We start from the raw sequence: 15,950 nt of genomic DNA on the forward strand, positions 1-15,950 counted from the left end.
TCACGCCCAAGGCGCTCCGCTCACGTCCGGGCGGTGGCGTCCGGGCGCGCCATCACGTCGTCGAAGACGAACAGGTCGACATCGGCGGATCCGAAGTCGTCCAGGACATCCCGGGCGGTGTGGGCGATGGCCCGGCCCGGACCGTTCAGCGAGGTGTTGATCAGCGCGGGGACGCCCGTCAGCGCCTCGAAGTCGCCGAGCAGTGCGTGGAGGCGGGGCTGGTCGGCGCCCACGGTCTGGATGCGGCACGTTCCGTTGATGTGCCGGGCCTCGGGGGCGGTGCCCTCCGGGAGTGGGTACTCGAACAGCATGTACGGGGACGGGTGTCCGTCCGGATAGAGCCCGGCGAACCGTTCCGAGCGCATCACCGCGCCCAGCGGGCGGTACCACTCGCGCTGCTTGAGTTTCTCGCTCATCCGCTTGCGCATGCCCGGCACCGCCGGGCTGCCCAGCAGCGAGCGGTGCCCGAGGGCCCGCGGTCCCAGTTCGGCCGCGCCCTCCACCGCGGCCACCACGCCGCCCTCCGCCAGCAGCCGGGCGACCGTCGCCCCGTCGTACGGGACGGGCCGCAGCCCGGCCGCGCGCAACGTCTCGTGCGTGGCCGCGGCGGGTTCGCCGAGCCCGTTGCCGTACACGTCGACGGGCTCCGCGCGCTCCCCCAGGACGTAGGTGAGGGCGTAGATCCCGGCCCCCACCAGGTGCCCGGCGTCGCCGCAGGCGGGCGGGATCGCGATGTCCCGGCCGAAGGCGTGCCGCAGCGCCGAGTTGGCGACGATGTTCAGGGCGCAGCCGCCGCCCAGGGCGATCGGGCCCACCCCCTCGTCGGTGCGGAGCACGTACCGGTCCAGCACGGCGTGCACGGCCTCGGTGAACAGTTCCTGGAAGGTGGCGACGACGTGCGCGGCCGTCTCGAACTCCGGGTTGAACTCCGGGCGCCGGGCCAACTCGGCACGTACTCGTTCGGCCAGCTCCAGATCGTGCATGACCTGGGGGTCCACCGCCTGGAGCTGTTCGCGTATGCGCGGGTCGGGCTCACCGTAGCCGCCGAGGGCCATCACCTTGCCGGCCACGCTGGGGCTCTTGCCGAAGCCCAGCAGGTGGCCGATCGCGGTCCAGCCGAAGCCGTTGCCGTACCAGGGCAGCGGGTCCTTGGCGACCCACTCCAGCCGACCGGCGTCCACGCGGAACAGCGAGCTGCGGGTGACCTGCCCGCGGCCCTCGTTGACCAGGACGACGGTGCCGTCCTCGTGCCCCGCGTAGTGCGCGGCGAGCGCGGCGTGCGAGACCTCGTGCGAGACGACCACGCACGCCACGCGCCGCCCCAGCAGGTCGCACACCGTCCGGTGGTGGGGAGCACCGGCATTGATCCGCCGCATCGCCTCGTCCAGATCCGGGATGCGCAGCAGCGCGCTGCGGACGGGGGTGCTGACGGCCACCAGGTCGATCCCGTCGGCATCCACGCACTCCTGCGCGAGGACGTGGTGCAGGGCGATGTCGCTGCGGTGGTCGTGCTTGACGCGGGTGAGCCGCTCGGTCTCGACGGCGAAGACCAGGCGCCCGTCCTCGAAGTAGCCCACGCCCGTGTCGTGGCCGGCGGAGTGGAGGGACAGTACCTTCATCAGCGCTCCTCAGCGGGGGTGACGGTGCGGACGACCGAGTACGGGGCCCACTCGATCCGGCGCAGCGGCCGGCCGGTCAGCCCGCGCAGGTACAGCTCGCCGCCCACGCCGGCGAACCAGAGGAAGTACAGCCACTTGATGGCCGCCTTCTGCGCGCCGCGGCGCCGGCCGAGGGAGGCGTCGAAGCCGGTCAGCGGCCACATCCCGGCGAACAGGACCTCGCGGAAGTAGTGCCGGACCACGGGCAGCGGCCAGTCCGCGAGGTCCACGAGGTGGTTGAGGAGCAGTCGGCGGATCCGGCGCCGGGTCTCGCCCGCGGGCCCGGCCACGTAGTAGTGGCAGCGCGCGTCCGGCACCAGCCGCAGGTGGGCGAGCGGGTCGGGCAGCGCCGGGTCCAGCAGCCGGAAGCAGACGTAGCCGTCGTCGGAGACGTACCGGCCGGGCATGCCGCCGGACACCACGTCGGTGGCGACGAGGATGCAGCAGCCGTGCGGGTAGTTGGTGGCGGGCGCGGCGATGGCCTTCGCGGTGGCCAGCAGCCGCGAGGTCGTGAACTCCTTGGTGTGCGGAATCTTGGTGGCACCCGACGCCCCCCGGCAGCCGGCCGCCAGGAAGTCCCCGACCAGCCGCGCCAGGCAGCCCGGGTCCAGCGTGACGTCGTCGTCGACCCAGCCCACCCCCGCGCAGCCGAGCAGCTCGGCCACCTCGATCGCGGCGTTCAGCGTGCGCGGCTTGCCCGGCCCGGGCAGCGACAGGCCGCAGACGGGCAGGGAGGGCAGCCGGTCCGCCGCCCGCCGCACCAGCGTCCGCAGCCGTCGCAGGGACTCGTCCTCCTCCGCGGCCGAGGACCACTGCATGCCGAGGAACAGCGCGACGGGGGCGGCCGGGTGCTCCTGGATCGTTTCGGCCACGCGGTCGAGGAGGGCGTCGAGCCGTTGCTCCTGCTCGGTGAGGGTGCCTCGGGAGACGAGGGTGGGGGTGATGAGGGCGAGGAGGGGGGTGGCATGAGTGCGGAGGGCGTGCGCGGCGGCCTGGGGGTCGGTGGTCAGTGTTGTTCCGGCTGGGGTGCTGCCGGTCACCGTCGTTCCGTTTCGCGCGTTGCCGGTCACCGTTGTTCCGTCCGGGGCGTCACTGGTCACTGTCGCCCCGTCCGGCAGTACGTGCCGCACCGGTACCGACCATGACGGCGGCGGACGGAATCCGCGCGCCATCGTGGCCCGCACGTGGCGCGTCAGGAAGGGCTCGCCCGCGCGTCGGCGTCTGCGGGCCGGCAGGGGCTCGTTGAGGCGGACGGGCGGCGCCTGGCGCACCGACCCGGCCGGTCCCGGCGACTCCACCGGTCGCACCGGCTTCACCGACCCGGTCGGTTCCGGCGACTCCACCGGCCTCACCGGCTTCACCGACCCCACCGGCCCCTCCATCTCCCGCGTCTCCTGCGTCTCAGAAGTCACGGTCGGTGTTGGAGGTCGAGCGGGCCAGGCTGCGCAGGCCGTCCAGCGTGTTGCGCCACTGACCGGTGCTGATCATGTGGGACAGCAGCGGCTTGGCCATTTCGCGGCGCAGGAAGAACGCCCGGTAGGCGGCCTGGGCGCGGCGCTGCGCGTCCGGCACCAGATAGCCGATCCGGGCGTCGAACTCGCCCCGCACGAACCGGTCCCAGTAGTCGGCCGGGATGCGCCCGGCGGCCACCGACTCGGTGTGCAGCGGGGTGCCCGGCAGCGGGGTCGCGGTGTAGAAGCTCGCGTAGTCCAGGGGGATGCGGCGGGCGAGATCGACGGTGCGGCGGAACTGCTCCGGCGTCTCGTCCAGCCAGCCCACGATGAAGTAGCCGAAGCCCTTGATGCCGGCCTTGTGCGCGGCGGTGACGGCCCGTTCGATCTTGGCGATGTCGCTCTCCTTGCGCATCCGCTGGAGGATCTCCGGGTCCCCGTGCTCGATGCCGAACCGCAGCCGCACGCAGCCCGCCTGGGCCATCGACTCCAGCAGCGGTTCGGGCACCAGGTCGACGCGGGTGGGCGCCTCCCAGCGGACCTTGAGCCCCTGCTCGCGGATGAGCGCGCAGATCTCCCGGACCCGGCCGCGGTGCAGGGTGAACACGTCGTCGTAGAACATGATCTCCTTCACCCCCCACCGGTCCTTGAGTTCCGTCATCTCGCCGACGACGTCCTCCGGGGAGCGGTACATCGACTTCTTGTCGACGGCCTGTTTGAAGCAGAAGCTGCATTTGAAGGGGCAGCCGCGGCTGGAGATCATCGTCGCGAACGGCCGGGGCGCCATGATCGAGTAGTAACGGTCCATCGGCAGCCCGTCGCGGACCGGCCAGCCGACCTCCTCCAGGTTGACCATCGGCGCGGCGCCGCCGTCGTGGTCGCGCGTCACCAGGCCGCGGATGCCCTCCGGCTTCTCGCCCTGCTCCAGCGCCTCGGCCAGCTCCGGCATGATCGTGATGCCCTCGCCGACGCCGACGTAGTCGATGCACTCGTGGAACAGGTTCTCGTGCGCGTAGACCTCGGTGTGCGGGCCGCCGAGGATGACCTTCGCGCCGGTGCTCTTGGCCGCCTCGCACGCCTCGACGGCGCCCGGCAGGCCGGGCGTGGTCGTGCTCACGCCGACCAGGTCGGGCCCGAAGTCGGCGAGGAGCTTGCGCAGCCCCTCGCTGTCGAGGCCGAGGGCGGGGGTGTCGACCTGGATGACGTTGTGGAAGCCGGCCGACTTCAGGGCGGTGTGGATGTAGCCGAGCCCGAGGTGTGGCAGGACGCCCGCCCGCCGCTGGATCTGGCTGATCTGGCGGGTGTTCAGGCACAGGTCGTGGTGGCGAACGAGCGCGATGCGCAGGTTCCGCCGGCGCCAGCGCGGCAGCCCCGAGCGGGCGGGCGCCTCGGCGACGGACGAGCAGCCGCCCGCCGCCGTTGGCAGGCCGGTACTGATGACGGGCAGTGTCTTCCGCATGCTGTCCCTTCCTCGTGGGGGGTCGTGCGGCGTCCTTGGGGCGTTTTTGTGGCGTCCTTGGGGTGGGGCGTCGTTGGGGTGTGGTGGCGCGTCGTTGGGGTGGCGCGTCGGGGAGTGGGGGTTGTGTGCGCGTCCTAATGGCGTTCTCGCGGCGTTCTTGCGGCGTTCTTGCGGTGGTGGCGCGTTGTTGCGACGGCGTCTTTGCGTCGGCGTCAGGGCGTGCGGGTCGTGCGGCGTCCTTGTGGTGGCGTCAGGACGTGTGGGGCATGTGGCGGCCGGGGTCGCCGGTCGTGAGGGATTCCAGTTGCAGCAGGTAGAGGGCGAGCGGCTGGAGTCGGCTGACGCGCCGCGCGGCCCCGGGCCCGCGGCCGGCGGCCAGCAGCCGGGGCAGTACCCGCTCCGGGCCGCGCCACCAGTCGCGCTCCGCGTACAGCCCGTGGGCGAGCAGCCGCACCAGGTACGCCAGCCGGTGCGCGAACAGCACGGCGCCTTGGCGCTGCGGCACCGCCGAGGCGAAGCCGAGCGCGGCGTGCTCGGGGTAGGCGCGGTGCAGGGCCTGGTCGTGGAGGGTGCCGTCGATGAGGAAGCGGTGCGGCACCGAGGAGAGGTGGTCGACGAGGGCGTGGTCGAGGTACGGGGCGTGGATGACGGTGCGGCCGGCGCCCATCGCGTACGGCGCGAGGGCGATGGAACGCCGGGTGCGGTTCCAGAAGAAGAACGAGCCCAGCGGGAAGGCGGCCCCGGCGTGCCGGGCCAGCTCGGTCACCAGGCGGGCGCGGGCCCGCTCGCGGGTCCACAGGCGGCTGGTGCGCGGGCCGAGCAGGTACTCGACGTGCTGCCCGGTGCGCCCGGCCGTCAGCAGCCGGTCGGCCAGGCCGGGCAGGCCGGCGGCGTCGTAGGGGGTGCTCCGGATCAGGTCGATGCTGGGGTTCTGCGCGAGCTCGCCGCCGCCGATCCCGTCGTACGACACAGCGGTGTGCCGACGCAGGTACGCCAGCACGGGCCGGATCCAGGCGCCGTCCAGCGTGCCCATGCCCTGGGCCGGGTTCGCGGCCAGCTCCGCCCGGAACTGCGAGCGCGGCCGGTCCAGCGTGCGGTGCGGCAGGCCGAGCCGCGCGGCCAGCGCCGCCGCCACGCGGGCGTCCGCCCCCGGGTCCGGCGGGAACTTCGTCCCGCTGACGCACAGCCGGGGCGGCGCGCCCTGGCGGCACAGCTCCAGCAGGATGTGCCGCGAGTCCCGGCCTCCGCTCAGCGGCATGACGTAGGGCCCGTCCGGCAGCCGCCGCACGATGGCGGCCCGGAACAGTTCGACGAAGCCGTCGACGGCCTCGTCCGCGGTCATACCGGCGGGACCGGGCACCGGCAGCGACGACTCCAGGCTCAGCCCGTGCCGGTCCCACGTCAGCGTCGCGGCTGGCGGCAGCGCCCGGACGGCCGCGAACGGGGTGTCCTCGCCGAGGAAGAACCCCAGGCGCAGGAAGACGGCCAGCGCGTCGTGATCGAGCGCGGCCGGTTCGCCCACCGGCAGCAGGGCGAGCGGGTCGGGGGACAGGGCGACGGACGAGGCGTCTGCGCGGTAGTAGAGCGGGTACATGCCGTGCCGGTCGTTGCGGACGAGGAGGCGCTCGCCGTCCCACTCCCAGGCGGCGAAGACGCCCTCCGGAAGCGGTCCGTCGCCGAGCCGGTGCCCCCGCCCGCCGAGGGCGTGGCCGAACCGGGCCTCCTTGTCGCCGTCGACCCGCACGCCGTCCGGCCCGGCGACGAGCCGCAGAACGGGTGTCATCGCTGCTCCGGGTGGGGGTGGGCGGGGTTGGCTGTTCGGTGCGATGTGGCGTCTAGGGTCGGGGCGGGGTTGGCGGTCCGGTGGGGCGGGGTGTTCTGGTTCGGGGCGGGCTCGGCGAATCGGCGGGGCGCGGTGTCGTGGCTCGGGGCGGGCTCGGCGAATTGGCGGGACGCGGCTTCCTGGTTCGGGACGGCCCCGGCGACGGGCCGCAGAATGCTTGTCACGGCTGCTCCAGCAGAGGACGGACGGCTTCGGCGATCCGGCCGGACACGGCCTCCTGGTCCAGCACGGACTCGGCGAAGCCGATCGCGGCTTTCTTGTGCAGTGCGATCGCCGAGGGCCGGGCGAGCCAGTCGTCGACGGTGCGGAAGAGGTCCTCGGGCGTGGCGCACGCCCGGCCGAGCTGGTGCTCGTGGATCAGCCCCGGCACCCACTGCTCCATGGGCAGTCCCGACTCCAGCATGAGTACGGGGATGCCGAAGTAGGCCGCCTCCAGAGTGGTGTTCGGCCCGGCCTTCGAGACGAGCAGCCCGTAGGGCGAGCGGGCGGCGCGGTCGATGTAGTCGAAGTACTGGGCCTGGGTGAGCCGGCTGTGGAACCGCCAGTGCGCCAGCCGCGCGGCCCCACTGGCGGCGCGGCGGGCCAGCTCGGGATCGTCGTAACCGACGAACACCAGGTCGGTGTCGGGGTGGTGGGTGGCGATGTGCTGCACCAGCTCCAGGTAGGTGTCCCCGCCGCGGTTGCAGAAGACGATCAGACGGGGCCGCTGGTGATCGTTCTCACCGCCCCAGGGACCGGCCGCGGGCGCGGCGGACTCGTCCGTCATGAAATCGCGCAGGTCATGCTGGGCGACCAGCGGGCCCACCACGCTCACCCGGTCCGCCTCGGCGCCGGTCTCGGCGATCAGGTGTTCCTTGGCCCAGTCGAAGCCGACCAGGGTCAGGTCGGGGTGGCGGCTGCGGTGCAGGGGGAGTTGCAGCAGGCCGGGGTTGGTGACGTGGCTGACGACCCGGGTCTCCAGACCGGCGAGCCGTACGGCGGCCACGCACAGGCGGGCAACGAAGCCCTTCGTGCCCACCACCACGTCGGGCGCGGTGGCGCGCAGGTGCTCGGCGAGCGGTGCCAGTTCGGTGCGTTGGGTGGGCGTGGGGTCGGCCTCGAAGTCGGCGGGGAAACGTTTCTGTAGGCGGTCCATGAGCGCCATGTAGTGCCGGGTGCGGGTCGCCGCGTCCGGGCTGTTCAGCGAGATCTCGCGGATCTCGGCCCCGGCCTCGCCCAGCCAGGGCAGGATCGGCTCCGCCTCCAGCAGGGTCACCTCGGCGTCGACGCCGCCGCGCAGCACTCGGGAGAACCGGGTGGCGGCGAGGTAGTTGCCGAACTCGCCCCAGGTCCGGGGCGACAGCACCTGAATGTGCGAACGGTCACGGTGCACGACGGATCTCCTCGGGGAGGGGGTCGGGGGCGGAGGAGGTTTCGGGGAGGGGAGTGGGGGACGGGGCGGGGAACGGGATGGGGGATGCGTCAGGGGAGGGGAGGGGGGACGCGTCAGGGGACAGGGCGGGGGATGTGTCAGGGAACGGGGCGGGGGACGTGTCAGGGGACAGGGTGGGGGACGCGCCAGAGGACGGAAAAGCGGTTTCCGCGAGCGAGGAAGCCGTCCCGGAGAACGCGGCGCCCGGCGGCGCGACGGACCCCGCGGTCAGGTTCTGGAACCACAGCTGGTACGTCAGCAGCGCCCACAGTCGGCGCGAGGTGTCGCGGCGCCCGCTGAGGTGGTCATCGACGAGTCGGCCCACCGCCCGGGCGTCGAACAGGCCGCCGCGGTCCAGGGCGGGCGCCGAGAGGGTGTCCAGCAGCAGCGGGCGCAGTTCCGCGCGCAGCAGGGCGCCGATCGGGGCGCGGAAGCCCAGCTTGGTGCGCTGGACGATCTCCCGCGGCAGCCAGCCCGCGGCCACCCGGCGCAGCAGGTACTTGCTGGTCAGGCGGCGCAGTTTGAGCGAGGTGGGCAGCGAGTTGCCGTATTCGACCAGGTCCAGGTCGAGGAAGGGCGAGCGGAGTTCGAGGGCGCTGCGCATGCCGCCGCGATCCGTCTTCGTCAAGATCACGTCGCGCAGGAAGTGGGCGACGACGGCGAGCTGGCTGCGCTGCACCCCCGTCAGCCCGGGCTGCCCGTTCAGGAGCCGGGAGATCTCCGCGAACGGGTCGTGCCCGGCCACCTCCGCGCGGACGTCCGGGCGCAGCACCCCGGCCGGTTCGCCGTGGCCGAACGGGGCGGTGGAGAGGTAGAAGCGGTGCTCGGGCGCCGCGCGCAGCCCGCGGGCCAGCAGGCCGAGGGCCGCGCCGACGGGCAGGTTGCCGGTGCGGGCGGGCAGCGCGCGGGCGAGGGCGCGCGCCAGCGCCTCCAGCCGGGGGGCCGGCAGTACCCGCAGCAGGACCTCGATCGCCCGCTCGGCCTGGAAGTACCGGTAGCCGAGCAGCAACTCGTCCGCGCCGTCGCCGGTGAGCACCCCGCGGACGTGTTCCCGGGCGGCCCGGCACACGAGCCGGGTGGGCAGCAAGGAAGGGTCGGCGAGCGGCTCGTCCGCGTTCGCGTACTCGGATTCCACCACCTCCGCCAGGTCGCGCCCGCCGATCCGCACCACGTGGTGCTCGGTGCCGAGGTGGCGGGCGACCGTGCGGGCGTGGTCGCTCTCGTCGAAATCCCGCTGTTCGAAGGCGGCGCTGAAGGTCGGCACCGGGCGGTCCGGGGACATCTCCTGCGCCACGGCGGCCACCGCGCTGGAGTCCAGCCCGCCGCTGAGCAGCACCCCGAGCCGGCGGTCGATGCTGGTGACGCGGCGGGCGACGGCGGCGCGGAACAGTTCCTCGAACCGGGCGGCGGCGTCGCGGCCGTTTGGAGGGGGCGGGGGTGAACCGTTGGCGGACGAGATCGGTGTGGGGCCGATGACGGACGAGTCCGGAGCCGAGCCGTTGGTGGACGAGGCCGAGGTCGAGCCGTTGGCGGACGAGTCTGGACCGGCGGTGGACGAGACCGGTGCGGGGCCGTTGGCGGACGAGATCGAGACCGAGAGCGGGGCTGGGGCCGGGCCGAGGGCGGGCCGCCAGTACTCCGTCTCCTCCAGGGCCCCAGTCCCGGCCGTGAAGGTGACGTGGCTCCCCGGGCGGACCTTGTGCACGCCCGTCACGGCGGAACCGGGTGCGCAGAACGCCTGGAGGGTGAGATACCCGGCCAGCGCCCGGACGTCCGGGGTGCGGGGGACGCCGGGGTGGCGCAGCAGGGCGGTCAGCTCGGAGGCGAAGGCGATCCCGCCGGGCACCCGCGCGTAGTAGAGCGGCTTCTTGCCCATCGGGTCGCGGGCCAGCACCGTCGTGCCCGTGCGCGCGTCGTGCAGGGCGAAGGCGAACATGCCGCGCACCTGCCGCAGCACATTCAGGCCGTGCCGCTCGTACAGTTCCACGAGCACTTCGGTGTCGCTGTCCGTGCGCGGGGCCACGCCCGCCGCGCGCAGCGTGCGGCGCAGCTCGGCGTGGTTGTAGATCTCCCCGTTCAGGACGAGCGCCGTGGCGCCGCTCGCGGAGGTGAACGGCTGGCGGCCCCGGTGCGGATCGGTGAAGGTCAGGGCACAGTGCGCGAAGGTCACGCCCCGGTGGTGGCCCCAGCTGGAACCGTCCGGGCCGCGGTGCGCGACGGCGGCCAGCATCCGTTCCGCCGTGGTGCGGGCCGCGTCCCGCCCGCCGCCGGTGTCGGTGAATCCCACGAAGCCGCACATGGCGGTTACGGCCGGTGGGTGGGTGCCATCCCGGGAACCATCCCGGCGGACGAGGCGGCCTGCTGCGGCGGTGCTCCGGCGAGCGACTGCCGGGTCCACTCGATCTGCGTGGCCAGCCCCGTCCGCAGGTCGGTCCGGGCCCGGAAGCCGAGCCGGTGCCGGGCGCGGCCGACGTCGGCCGTGGTCGCCCGCACGTCACCGATGCGCGCGGGGCCGTACCGGGCGTCGGGTGTGCGGCCGGTCAACTCGCCTACGAGGGCGAGGACTTCGTTGACGGAGACGGCGTGCCCCGTGCCGACGTTCAGGACGCCGCCGTCAGGGGCCCCCGCGGCCAGCAGCAGGGCGCGCACCACGTCGGAGACATGGATGAAGTCGCGGATCTGGGTGCCGTCGCCGTAGACATCGATGGGGTCGCCGCCGAGGGTGGCACGGATGACCCGTGAGATGAACATGTCCGGTCGCTGGCCGGGGCCGTAGACGGTGAAGAAACGCAGGGCGCTCACCGAGAGCGCGGCGTCCCGGCGCGCGGCGAAGGCGAGCGCCAGCCGTTCGGCGGCGAGCTTGGTGACCCCGTAGGGGGACAGCGGGTGCGGGACGTCGTCCTCGCTCATCGCGCCGTTCGCGCCGCCGTAAACGCTGGAGGACGAAGCCACGACCACGCGCGGGACACCGGTGCCGACACAGGCGTCCAACAGGCGCTGAGTGGCCAGCACATTGCACTGGAGATACTCGGGGAAATGCGACCAGGACGGTCGGACCCCGGGTATGGCGGCCAAATGGAAGACCACGGAGGCGTTTTCCAGACAGGCCGTGAGATTGGCGGAAGCGAGATCGCCGCGGACCGCGCGGAGGGGGCCGAGCTCGTCGGACGGCGGAATCTCGCCCTCTTCCCACCCGGGTCTGCGATCAATGCCCACCACGTGTTTTCCGGCCCGTCGCAACGCCTTGACGAGATGGGACCCGATGAATCCCGCCGCACCCGTGACCACCACTTTCGTGGACGTGTCGGCCGTGTCGACCCCGTCGCGTGCGTCATACGGCATGCGAATCCCCCTTGTCGATCCGTAGTACCCGGTATTTCAAGGCGGTGTTCTGTGAATGTGGCCGAGATCGTGCGGTGCGCTCGATGGGCGCACGAAGGCAATGGGGCCAGAAGACCTGCGGAGTCTAACAGTGAGGTGAATCATCGGCAACGGTTACCCGATGGGTGTTGATCGTCGAGAAACGGCGGTCGTTGATCGTGAGGAAACGGCGGATGTCGATCACGAGAAAACGGCTCCCGTTGATCACGAGAAAACGACTCCCGTTGATCACGAGGGAACGGCACTCATCGATCACGGATAAGTGCCTGGGTGATCACAGATAAGCGCCTGGGTGATCACGGGAAAACGCCGGATGATCGCTAGAAAACGGCGGGTTGCATTCCGTATGTGGAGCATTTCTGTATCCGGTGTGGCAGCCCCTCTTTCGTTTCCCGGACCGCGCGGGCATGATTCCCCAACGCGGGTGGGGGACTTTATGCTGAGCATTCCGCCGCCGGGGAGCGGTGTTCGGAGAACGACGCTCCGCTTTCGGCGGACCCTGCCCGGCGAACGGCACTCGGGAGATCGGCACTCGGGAGAACGGCGCTCGGCGCTCGGAAGGCCCTGCCCGGCTAATGGCGCTCGACGAACGGTGAACGGCCCTTGGCGAACCCTGCTCGGCCAACGGCACTCGGAGAACAGCGAACGGCACTCGGGAGAACGGCGCTCGGCGCTCGCAGGGCCCTGCTCGGCGAACGGCACCTGGAGACCGGCCAACGGCACTTGGAAACCAGCGAACAACACCCGGGAGAACAGCGAATTCGGCGAGCATCGCCCGGCGAACGGGGAGGGACGCATTGGCAGGCAGCCCGTTGCGGCAGCTCTCCCTGCTGGTCCGCTACCTGCGCGGGGAACGGCCGGCCGTCCTGCTGCTCGCCCTGCTCGTCCCCCTCGGCATCGGACTCCAGCTGGTGGCGCCGCAGATGCTGCGACGGTTCATCGACGGCGCCCTGTCCGCGTCCCCGTCCGGGGTGCTGCTCGGGATCGCCGTCTGGTACCTGGTGGCGGCCCTGGGGCTGCTCGTGGTGACCATCGGCAGCGACACCGTGGCCGCGCGGCTCGCCTGGCGCGGCACCAACCGGCTGCGCGCCGACCTGGTCGCCCACTGCCTGCGCCGGCCCTCCCGCTTCTACCAGCGGCACCCGCCCGGCGAACTCGTCGCCCGGATCGACGGCGACGTCACCCGGCTCGCCTCCGTCATGTCCGCCCTGGTCCTGGAGGTGCTGGCGCAGATCCTGCTGGTCGTCGGCATCCTCGTCGCCCTCTTCCTGCTCGACTGGCGCCTGGGGCTGGTCTTCGCGCCGTTCGCCGCCGCCACCCTCGTCCTGCTGCGGGGGCTGGTGGGGCGCGCCATGCCCTTCGTCGCCGCGCGTCAGGAGGCCTCCGCCGAACTGCTGGGCTTCCTGGAGGAGCGGCTCGCCGGCGCCGAGGACCTCAGGGTCAATGGCGCGGCCGGCCACACCCTGGACGCGCTGGAGGAACGGCAGAACACGCTCTACCAGAGGGCCCTTCGGGCGGCCCGGGTGTCGGTGAGGTGGCCCGCCACCGTGCAGGGCCTGTCCGCGCTCAGCGTCGTGCTCGCCCTCGTCGTCGGCGTCTGGCTGCACGCCCGCGGCGAGCTGTCCACCGGCACCACCTTCGCGTCCCTGTCGTACGCCATGCTGCTGCGCCGCCCGCTGCTGGCCATCACCACCCGCTTCCAGGACCTGGAGGAGGCGACGGTGGCCGTGCAGCGCATCAGAGAGTTGCTCCGCCAGGACGACGCGCCGCCCACGGGCACCGGCCGACTGCCGTCCGGCCCGCTGGGCGCCCGCTTCGACCGGGTGTGTTTCTGGTACGAGCCCGGCGAACCGGTACTGCGCAACGTCTCCTTCCGGCTGTCCCCGGGCGAGCGGCTGGGGATCGTCGGCCGCACCGGGAGCGGAAAGTCCACCGTCGTGCGGCTGCTGTTCGGCCTGCACCACCCGGTGCGCGGTTCGGCCACGGTTGGCGGCCGGGAGATCCGCGACCTCCAGACCCAGGCCCTGCGCAGCCGCGTCGCCCTGGTCACCCAGGAGGTGCAGGTCTTCCACGCGACGTTGCGCGACAACCTCACGTTCTTCGACCGCTCCGTCGACGACCGCCGGTTGTACGACGCGCTCGACGAGGCCGGGCTCACCGACTGGCGCCGCGAGCTGCCCGACGGCCTGGACACGCTGCTCGGCGCCGGGGCGCGGGGCATGTCCGCGGGCCAGGAACAACTGCTCGCACTGGCCCGCGCGTTCTTACGCGACCCGGCCGTGGTCCTGCTGGACGAGCCGACCGCGCGCCTGGACCCGCACACCGAACGGCTGCTGCAACCCGCCGTCGAACGCCTGCTGCACGGCCGGACCGCCATCGTGGTGCAGCACCGGCCGCACGCCCTGAGCACCGTGGACCGCATCCTCGTCCTCGATGGCGGGGCAGTGGTCGAACACGGCGAACGGACGGCGCTCGCGGCCGATCCGGGGTCGCGCTTCCATGGGCTGCTGAATGGTGATGTCCGCACTGGGGATCCCGGCACCGGGGCTCCCCGCACTGAGGATTCCGGTACGGGGGATCCCCGCACCGGGGATCCCCGCGCTGTGGGCCACCGCATGGTGGATCGATGCATGGTGGATCGCTGCACTGTGGATGCCTGCGCCGCGGACGCTCGCACCACGGATCCTTACACGGTGGGCCCCCGCACCGTGAGCCCGCGCACCGTGGACCCACGCACGGTGAATCCCCACGCTGCGGATTTCGGCACGGTGGACCCCCGCACCATGAAGGAAGGCTGATGACGGTGCCGGGCAGTGGGGCGCGCGCCACCATGGGGCGGCTCGGGGCCGTGCTGCGCGGATCGGCCGGTGCCTACTGGACGCTGACCTGCCTATGGGTGCTGCTGCGGGCCGGCACCCTGGCCGTGGGCTTGCTCTTCCAGCAGCTCTTCGACCAGATCGACGGCGGCGGCGTCTGGTTCCTCATCGTCTGGGTGGCGGCTGTCGAAGCGGCCCGGCTGTGCCTCCAGTTCGGCGTGATGATCAACCGGCTGGAACCGCGGGTCCAGTACCGCACCACGGCCCGGCTGCGACGGGCGCTGCTGCGCTCGGCCCTGCACCGCCCCGGCGCCACCGCGCGCACGGCGCCGGGGGAGGCGCTGCGGGCGGTGGGCGAGGACGTCGACGAGACCGGCTTCTTCGTCGCCTGGTCACCGACCAACCTCGCGCACTGGCTGTTCGTCATCGCCTCCGTCACCGTCATGATGCGCATCGACGCGCTCGTCACCACCGCACTGCTGGCGCTGCTGATCCTGGTCACGGTCGTGACGGGCGCGGTCCACGGCCGCTTCCTGCGCTACCGGCGCGCCACCCGGGCCGCCTCCGCCCAGGTCGCCGGCGCCCTGCGGGAGGCGGTCGGCGCGGTGCGGGCGGTGCAGGCGGCCGGCGCCGAGGAGCACGTGGCCGCGCACATCGGGCGGCTGAACGAGGCGCGGGCCCGGGCCGCGGTGCGCGAGCAACTGTTCGCCGGGGTGCAGGGAACGGTGATCGCCAACGCGACCCCGGTCGGCATCGGCCTGGTGCTCCTGCTGACCTCCTCGCTCGCCGACCGTGATGCCTTCAGCGTCGGCGACCTGGCGCTGTTCGCCTTTTACCTCCAGATCCTCGCCGAGGCGCTCGCCTCGATCGGGATGCTCTCGGTGCGGCTGCAGCGGGTCTCGGTGGCGCTGGAGCGGATCACGGAGTTCCTGGGCGGGCGCCTGCGGGAGTCGGTCACGAGGGAGAAGACGGGGACGAACGGGGGCTTCCGGGTGAGGGAGCCGGCGGGCTCGAAACCGAAGTCTGCGAGTCGGAAACCGAAGTCGGCGGAGCCGCGGCTCGCCGCCGGGCCCTCATCGTCCGTGGCATGCATCGACCGAGGAGCGGCCCCCGCCGGTCCCACACTCCAGGAGCTGACCGCCCACGGTCTGACCGCCCGCTACCCCGGTGCGGAACGCGGCATCGAGGACGTGGACCTGACGGTCGTCCGCGGCAGCGTCACCGTGATCACCGGAGGCGTCGGCGCCGGCAAGACCACGCTGATCCGGGCGCTGCTGGGCCTGCTGCCCCACCAGCACGGCACCGTGTGCTGGAACGGCGAACCGCTCACCGACCCCTCGTCCTTCCTGGTGGCGCCGCGTTGCGGCTACACACCCCAGGCGCCGCGCCTTTTCAGCGGGTCGGTACGGGAGAACGTCCTCCTGGGCGTGCGCGACGAGGACGGCCACCACTTCGCCCGGGCCGCGCACACCGCCGTCCTCGCTCCCGACCTGGCGGCCATGCAGGACGGCGCGGACACCATCGTGGGACCGCGCGGCCTCAGACTGTCCGGCGGCCAGCTCCAACGCGCCGCCCTCGCCCGGATGCTGGCCCGCCGCCCCGAACTGCTGATCCTGGACGACGTCTCCAGTGCCCTGGACCCCGACACCGAGCACCTGCTGTGGACGAGGCTGCTGGACGGCAACGCCACCGTCCTGGCGGTGTCGCACCGCCCCACACTGCTGCGGGCCGCCCGGCACGTGCTCGTCCTCAAGGACGGCCGGGTGGACGCTCAAGGGACGCTGGACGACGTGCTGGCCGCGTCCGCCGAGATGCGGCGCCTGTGGGCGACGGAGCGGTGAGGCCCCCGCCCCTGGCCGCGTCCCACGCCCCCCGGCCCCGCCCCCCCGCGCCCCCCCCCCCCGGAGCCCCCCCCCCCCCCCAAAAGGGGC

10 protein-coding genes are annotated in these 15,950 nt (G+C 72.8%); 2 read left to right on the forward strand and 8 right to left on the reverse strand.

The window, feature by feature from the left end; translation table 11 throughout:
* Window positions 1-20 precede the first annotated feature (20 nt).
* The 8 genes from ABZX96_RS30445 to ABZX96_RS30480 form a co-directional block, all read right to left on the reverse strand.
* Window positions 21-1,619, reverse strand: coding sequence for a carbamoyltransferase C-terminal domain-containing protein (locus tag ABZX96_RS30445; protein WP_355550592.1), 1,599 nt, complete (start codon window positions 1,617-1,619; stop codon window positions 21-23).
* Entirely contained in the window at window positions 1,619-3,070 is a 1,452-nt protein-coding gene (locus ABZX96_RS30450; RefSeq protein WP_355550594.1) for a hypothetical protein, read from the reverse strand. Before ABZX96_RS30450 ends, ABZX96_RS30445 begins: the two co-directional genes overlap by 1 nt.
* A complete protein-coding gene (locus tag ABZX96_RS30455) occupies window positions 3,060-4,568 on the reverse strand; it encodes a radical SAM protein (protein WP_355550596.1) in 1,509 nt (502 codons plus the stop codon). The genes ABZX96_RS30450 and ABZX96_RS30455 overlap by 11 nt, the downstream gene beginning before the upstream one ends.
* Before the next feature lie 250 nt (window positions 4,569-4,818).
* On the reverse strand, window positions 4,819-6,351 hold the full coding sequence (locus tag ABZX96_RS30460) for an asparagine synthase-related protein (protein WP_355550598.1): 1,533 nt from the start codon (window positions 6,349-6,351) through the stop codon (window positions 4,819-4,821).
* A gap of 220 nt (window positions 6,352-6,571) precedes the next feature.
* Window positions 6,572-7,783: a Moenomycin biosynthesis protein MoeGT1 gene (locus ABZX96_RS30465; protein ID WP_355550600.1), complete on the reverse strand. Its 1,212-nt coding sequence runs from the start codon at window positions 7,781-7,783 to the stop codon at window positions 6,572-6,574.
* Entirely contained in the window at window positions 7,773-10,121 is a 2,349-nt protein-coding gene (locus tag ABZX96_RS30470; protein ID WP_355550602.1) for an asparagine synthase-related protein, read from the reverse strand. The genes ABZX96_RS30465 and ABZX96_RS30470 overlap by 11 nt, the downstream gene beginning before the upstream one ends.
* Before the next feature lie 5 nt (window positions 10,122-10,126).
* Window positions 10,127-11,164: an NAD-dependent epimerase/dehydratase family protein gene (locus tag ABZX96_RS30475; protein ID WP_355550604.1), complete on the reverse strand. Its 1,038-nt coding sequence runs from the start codon at window positions 11,162-11,164 to the stop codon at window positions 10,127-10,129.
* A gap of 124 nt (window positions 11,165-11,288) precedes the next feature.
* Window positions 11,289-11,459 (reverse strand): hypothetical protein, encoded by a 171-nt coding sequence (locus tag ABZX96_RS30480; protein ID WP_355550606.1) that lies wholly within the window; start codon window positions 11,457-11,459, stop codon window positions 11,289-11,291.
* A 541-nt stretch (window positions 11,460-12,000) separates the two neighbouring features.
* Between ABZX96_RS30480 and ABZX96_RS30485 the strand changes: the two genes are divergently transcribed.
* Window positions 12,001-14,001, forward strand: a complete 2,001-nt coding sequence (locus ABZX96_RS30485) for an ABC transporter ATP-binding protein (protein ID WP_355550607.1) — start codon at window positions 12,001-12,003, stop codon at window positions 13,999-14,001.
* Window positions 14,001-15,860 carry an ABC transporter ATP-binding protein gene (locus ABZX96_RS30490; protein ID WP_355550609.1) on the forward strand — a complete coding sequence of 620 codons (1,860 nt, stop codon included), beginning with the start codon at window positions 14,001-14,003 and terminating at the stop codon, window positions 15,858-15,860. Before ABZX96_RS30485 ends, ABZX96_RS30490 begins: the two co-directional genes overlap by 1 nt.
* Window positions 15,861-15,950 lie beyond the last annotated feature (90 nt).

The sequence above is a fragment of the Streptomyces sp. NPDC003077 genome (assembly GCF_040611095.1).
Lineage (GTDB): Bacteria > Actinomycetota > Actinomycetes > Streptomycetales > Streptomycetaceae > Streptomyces.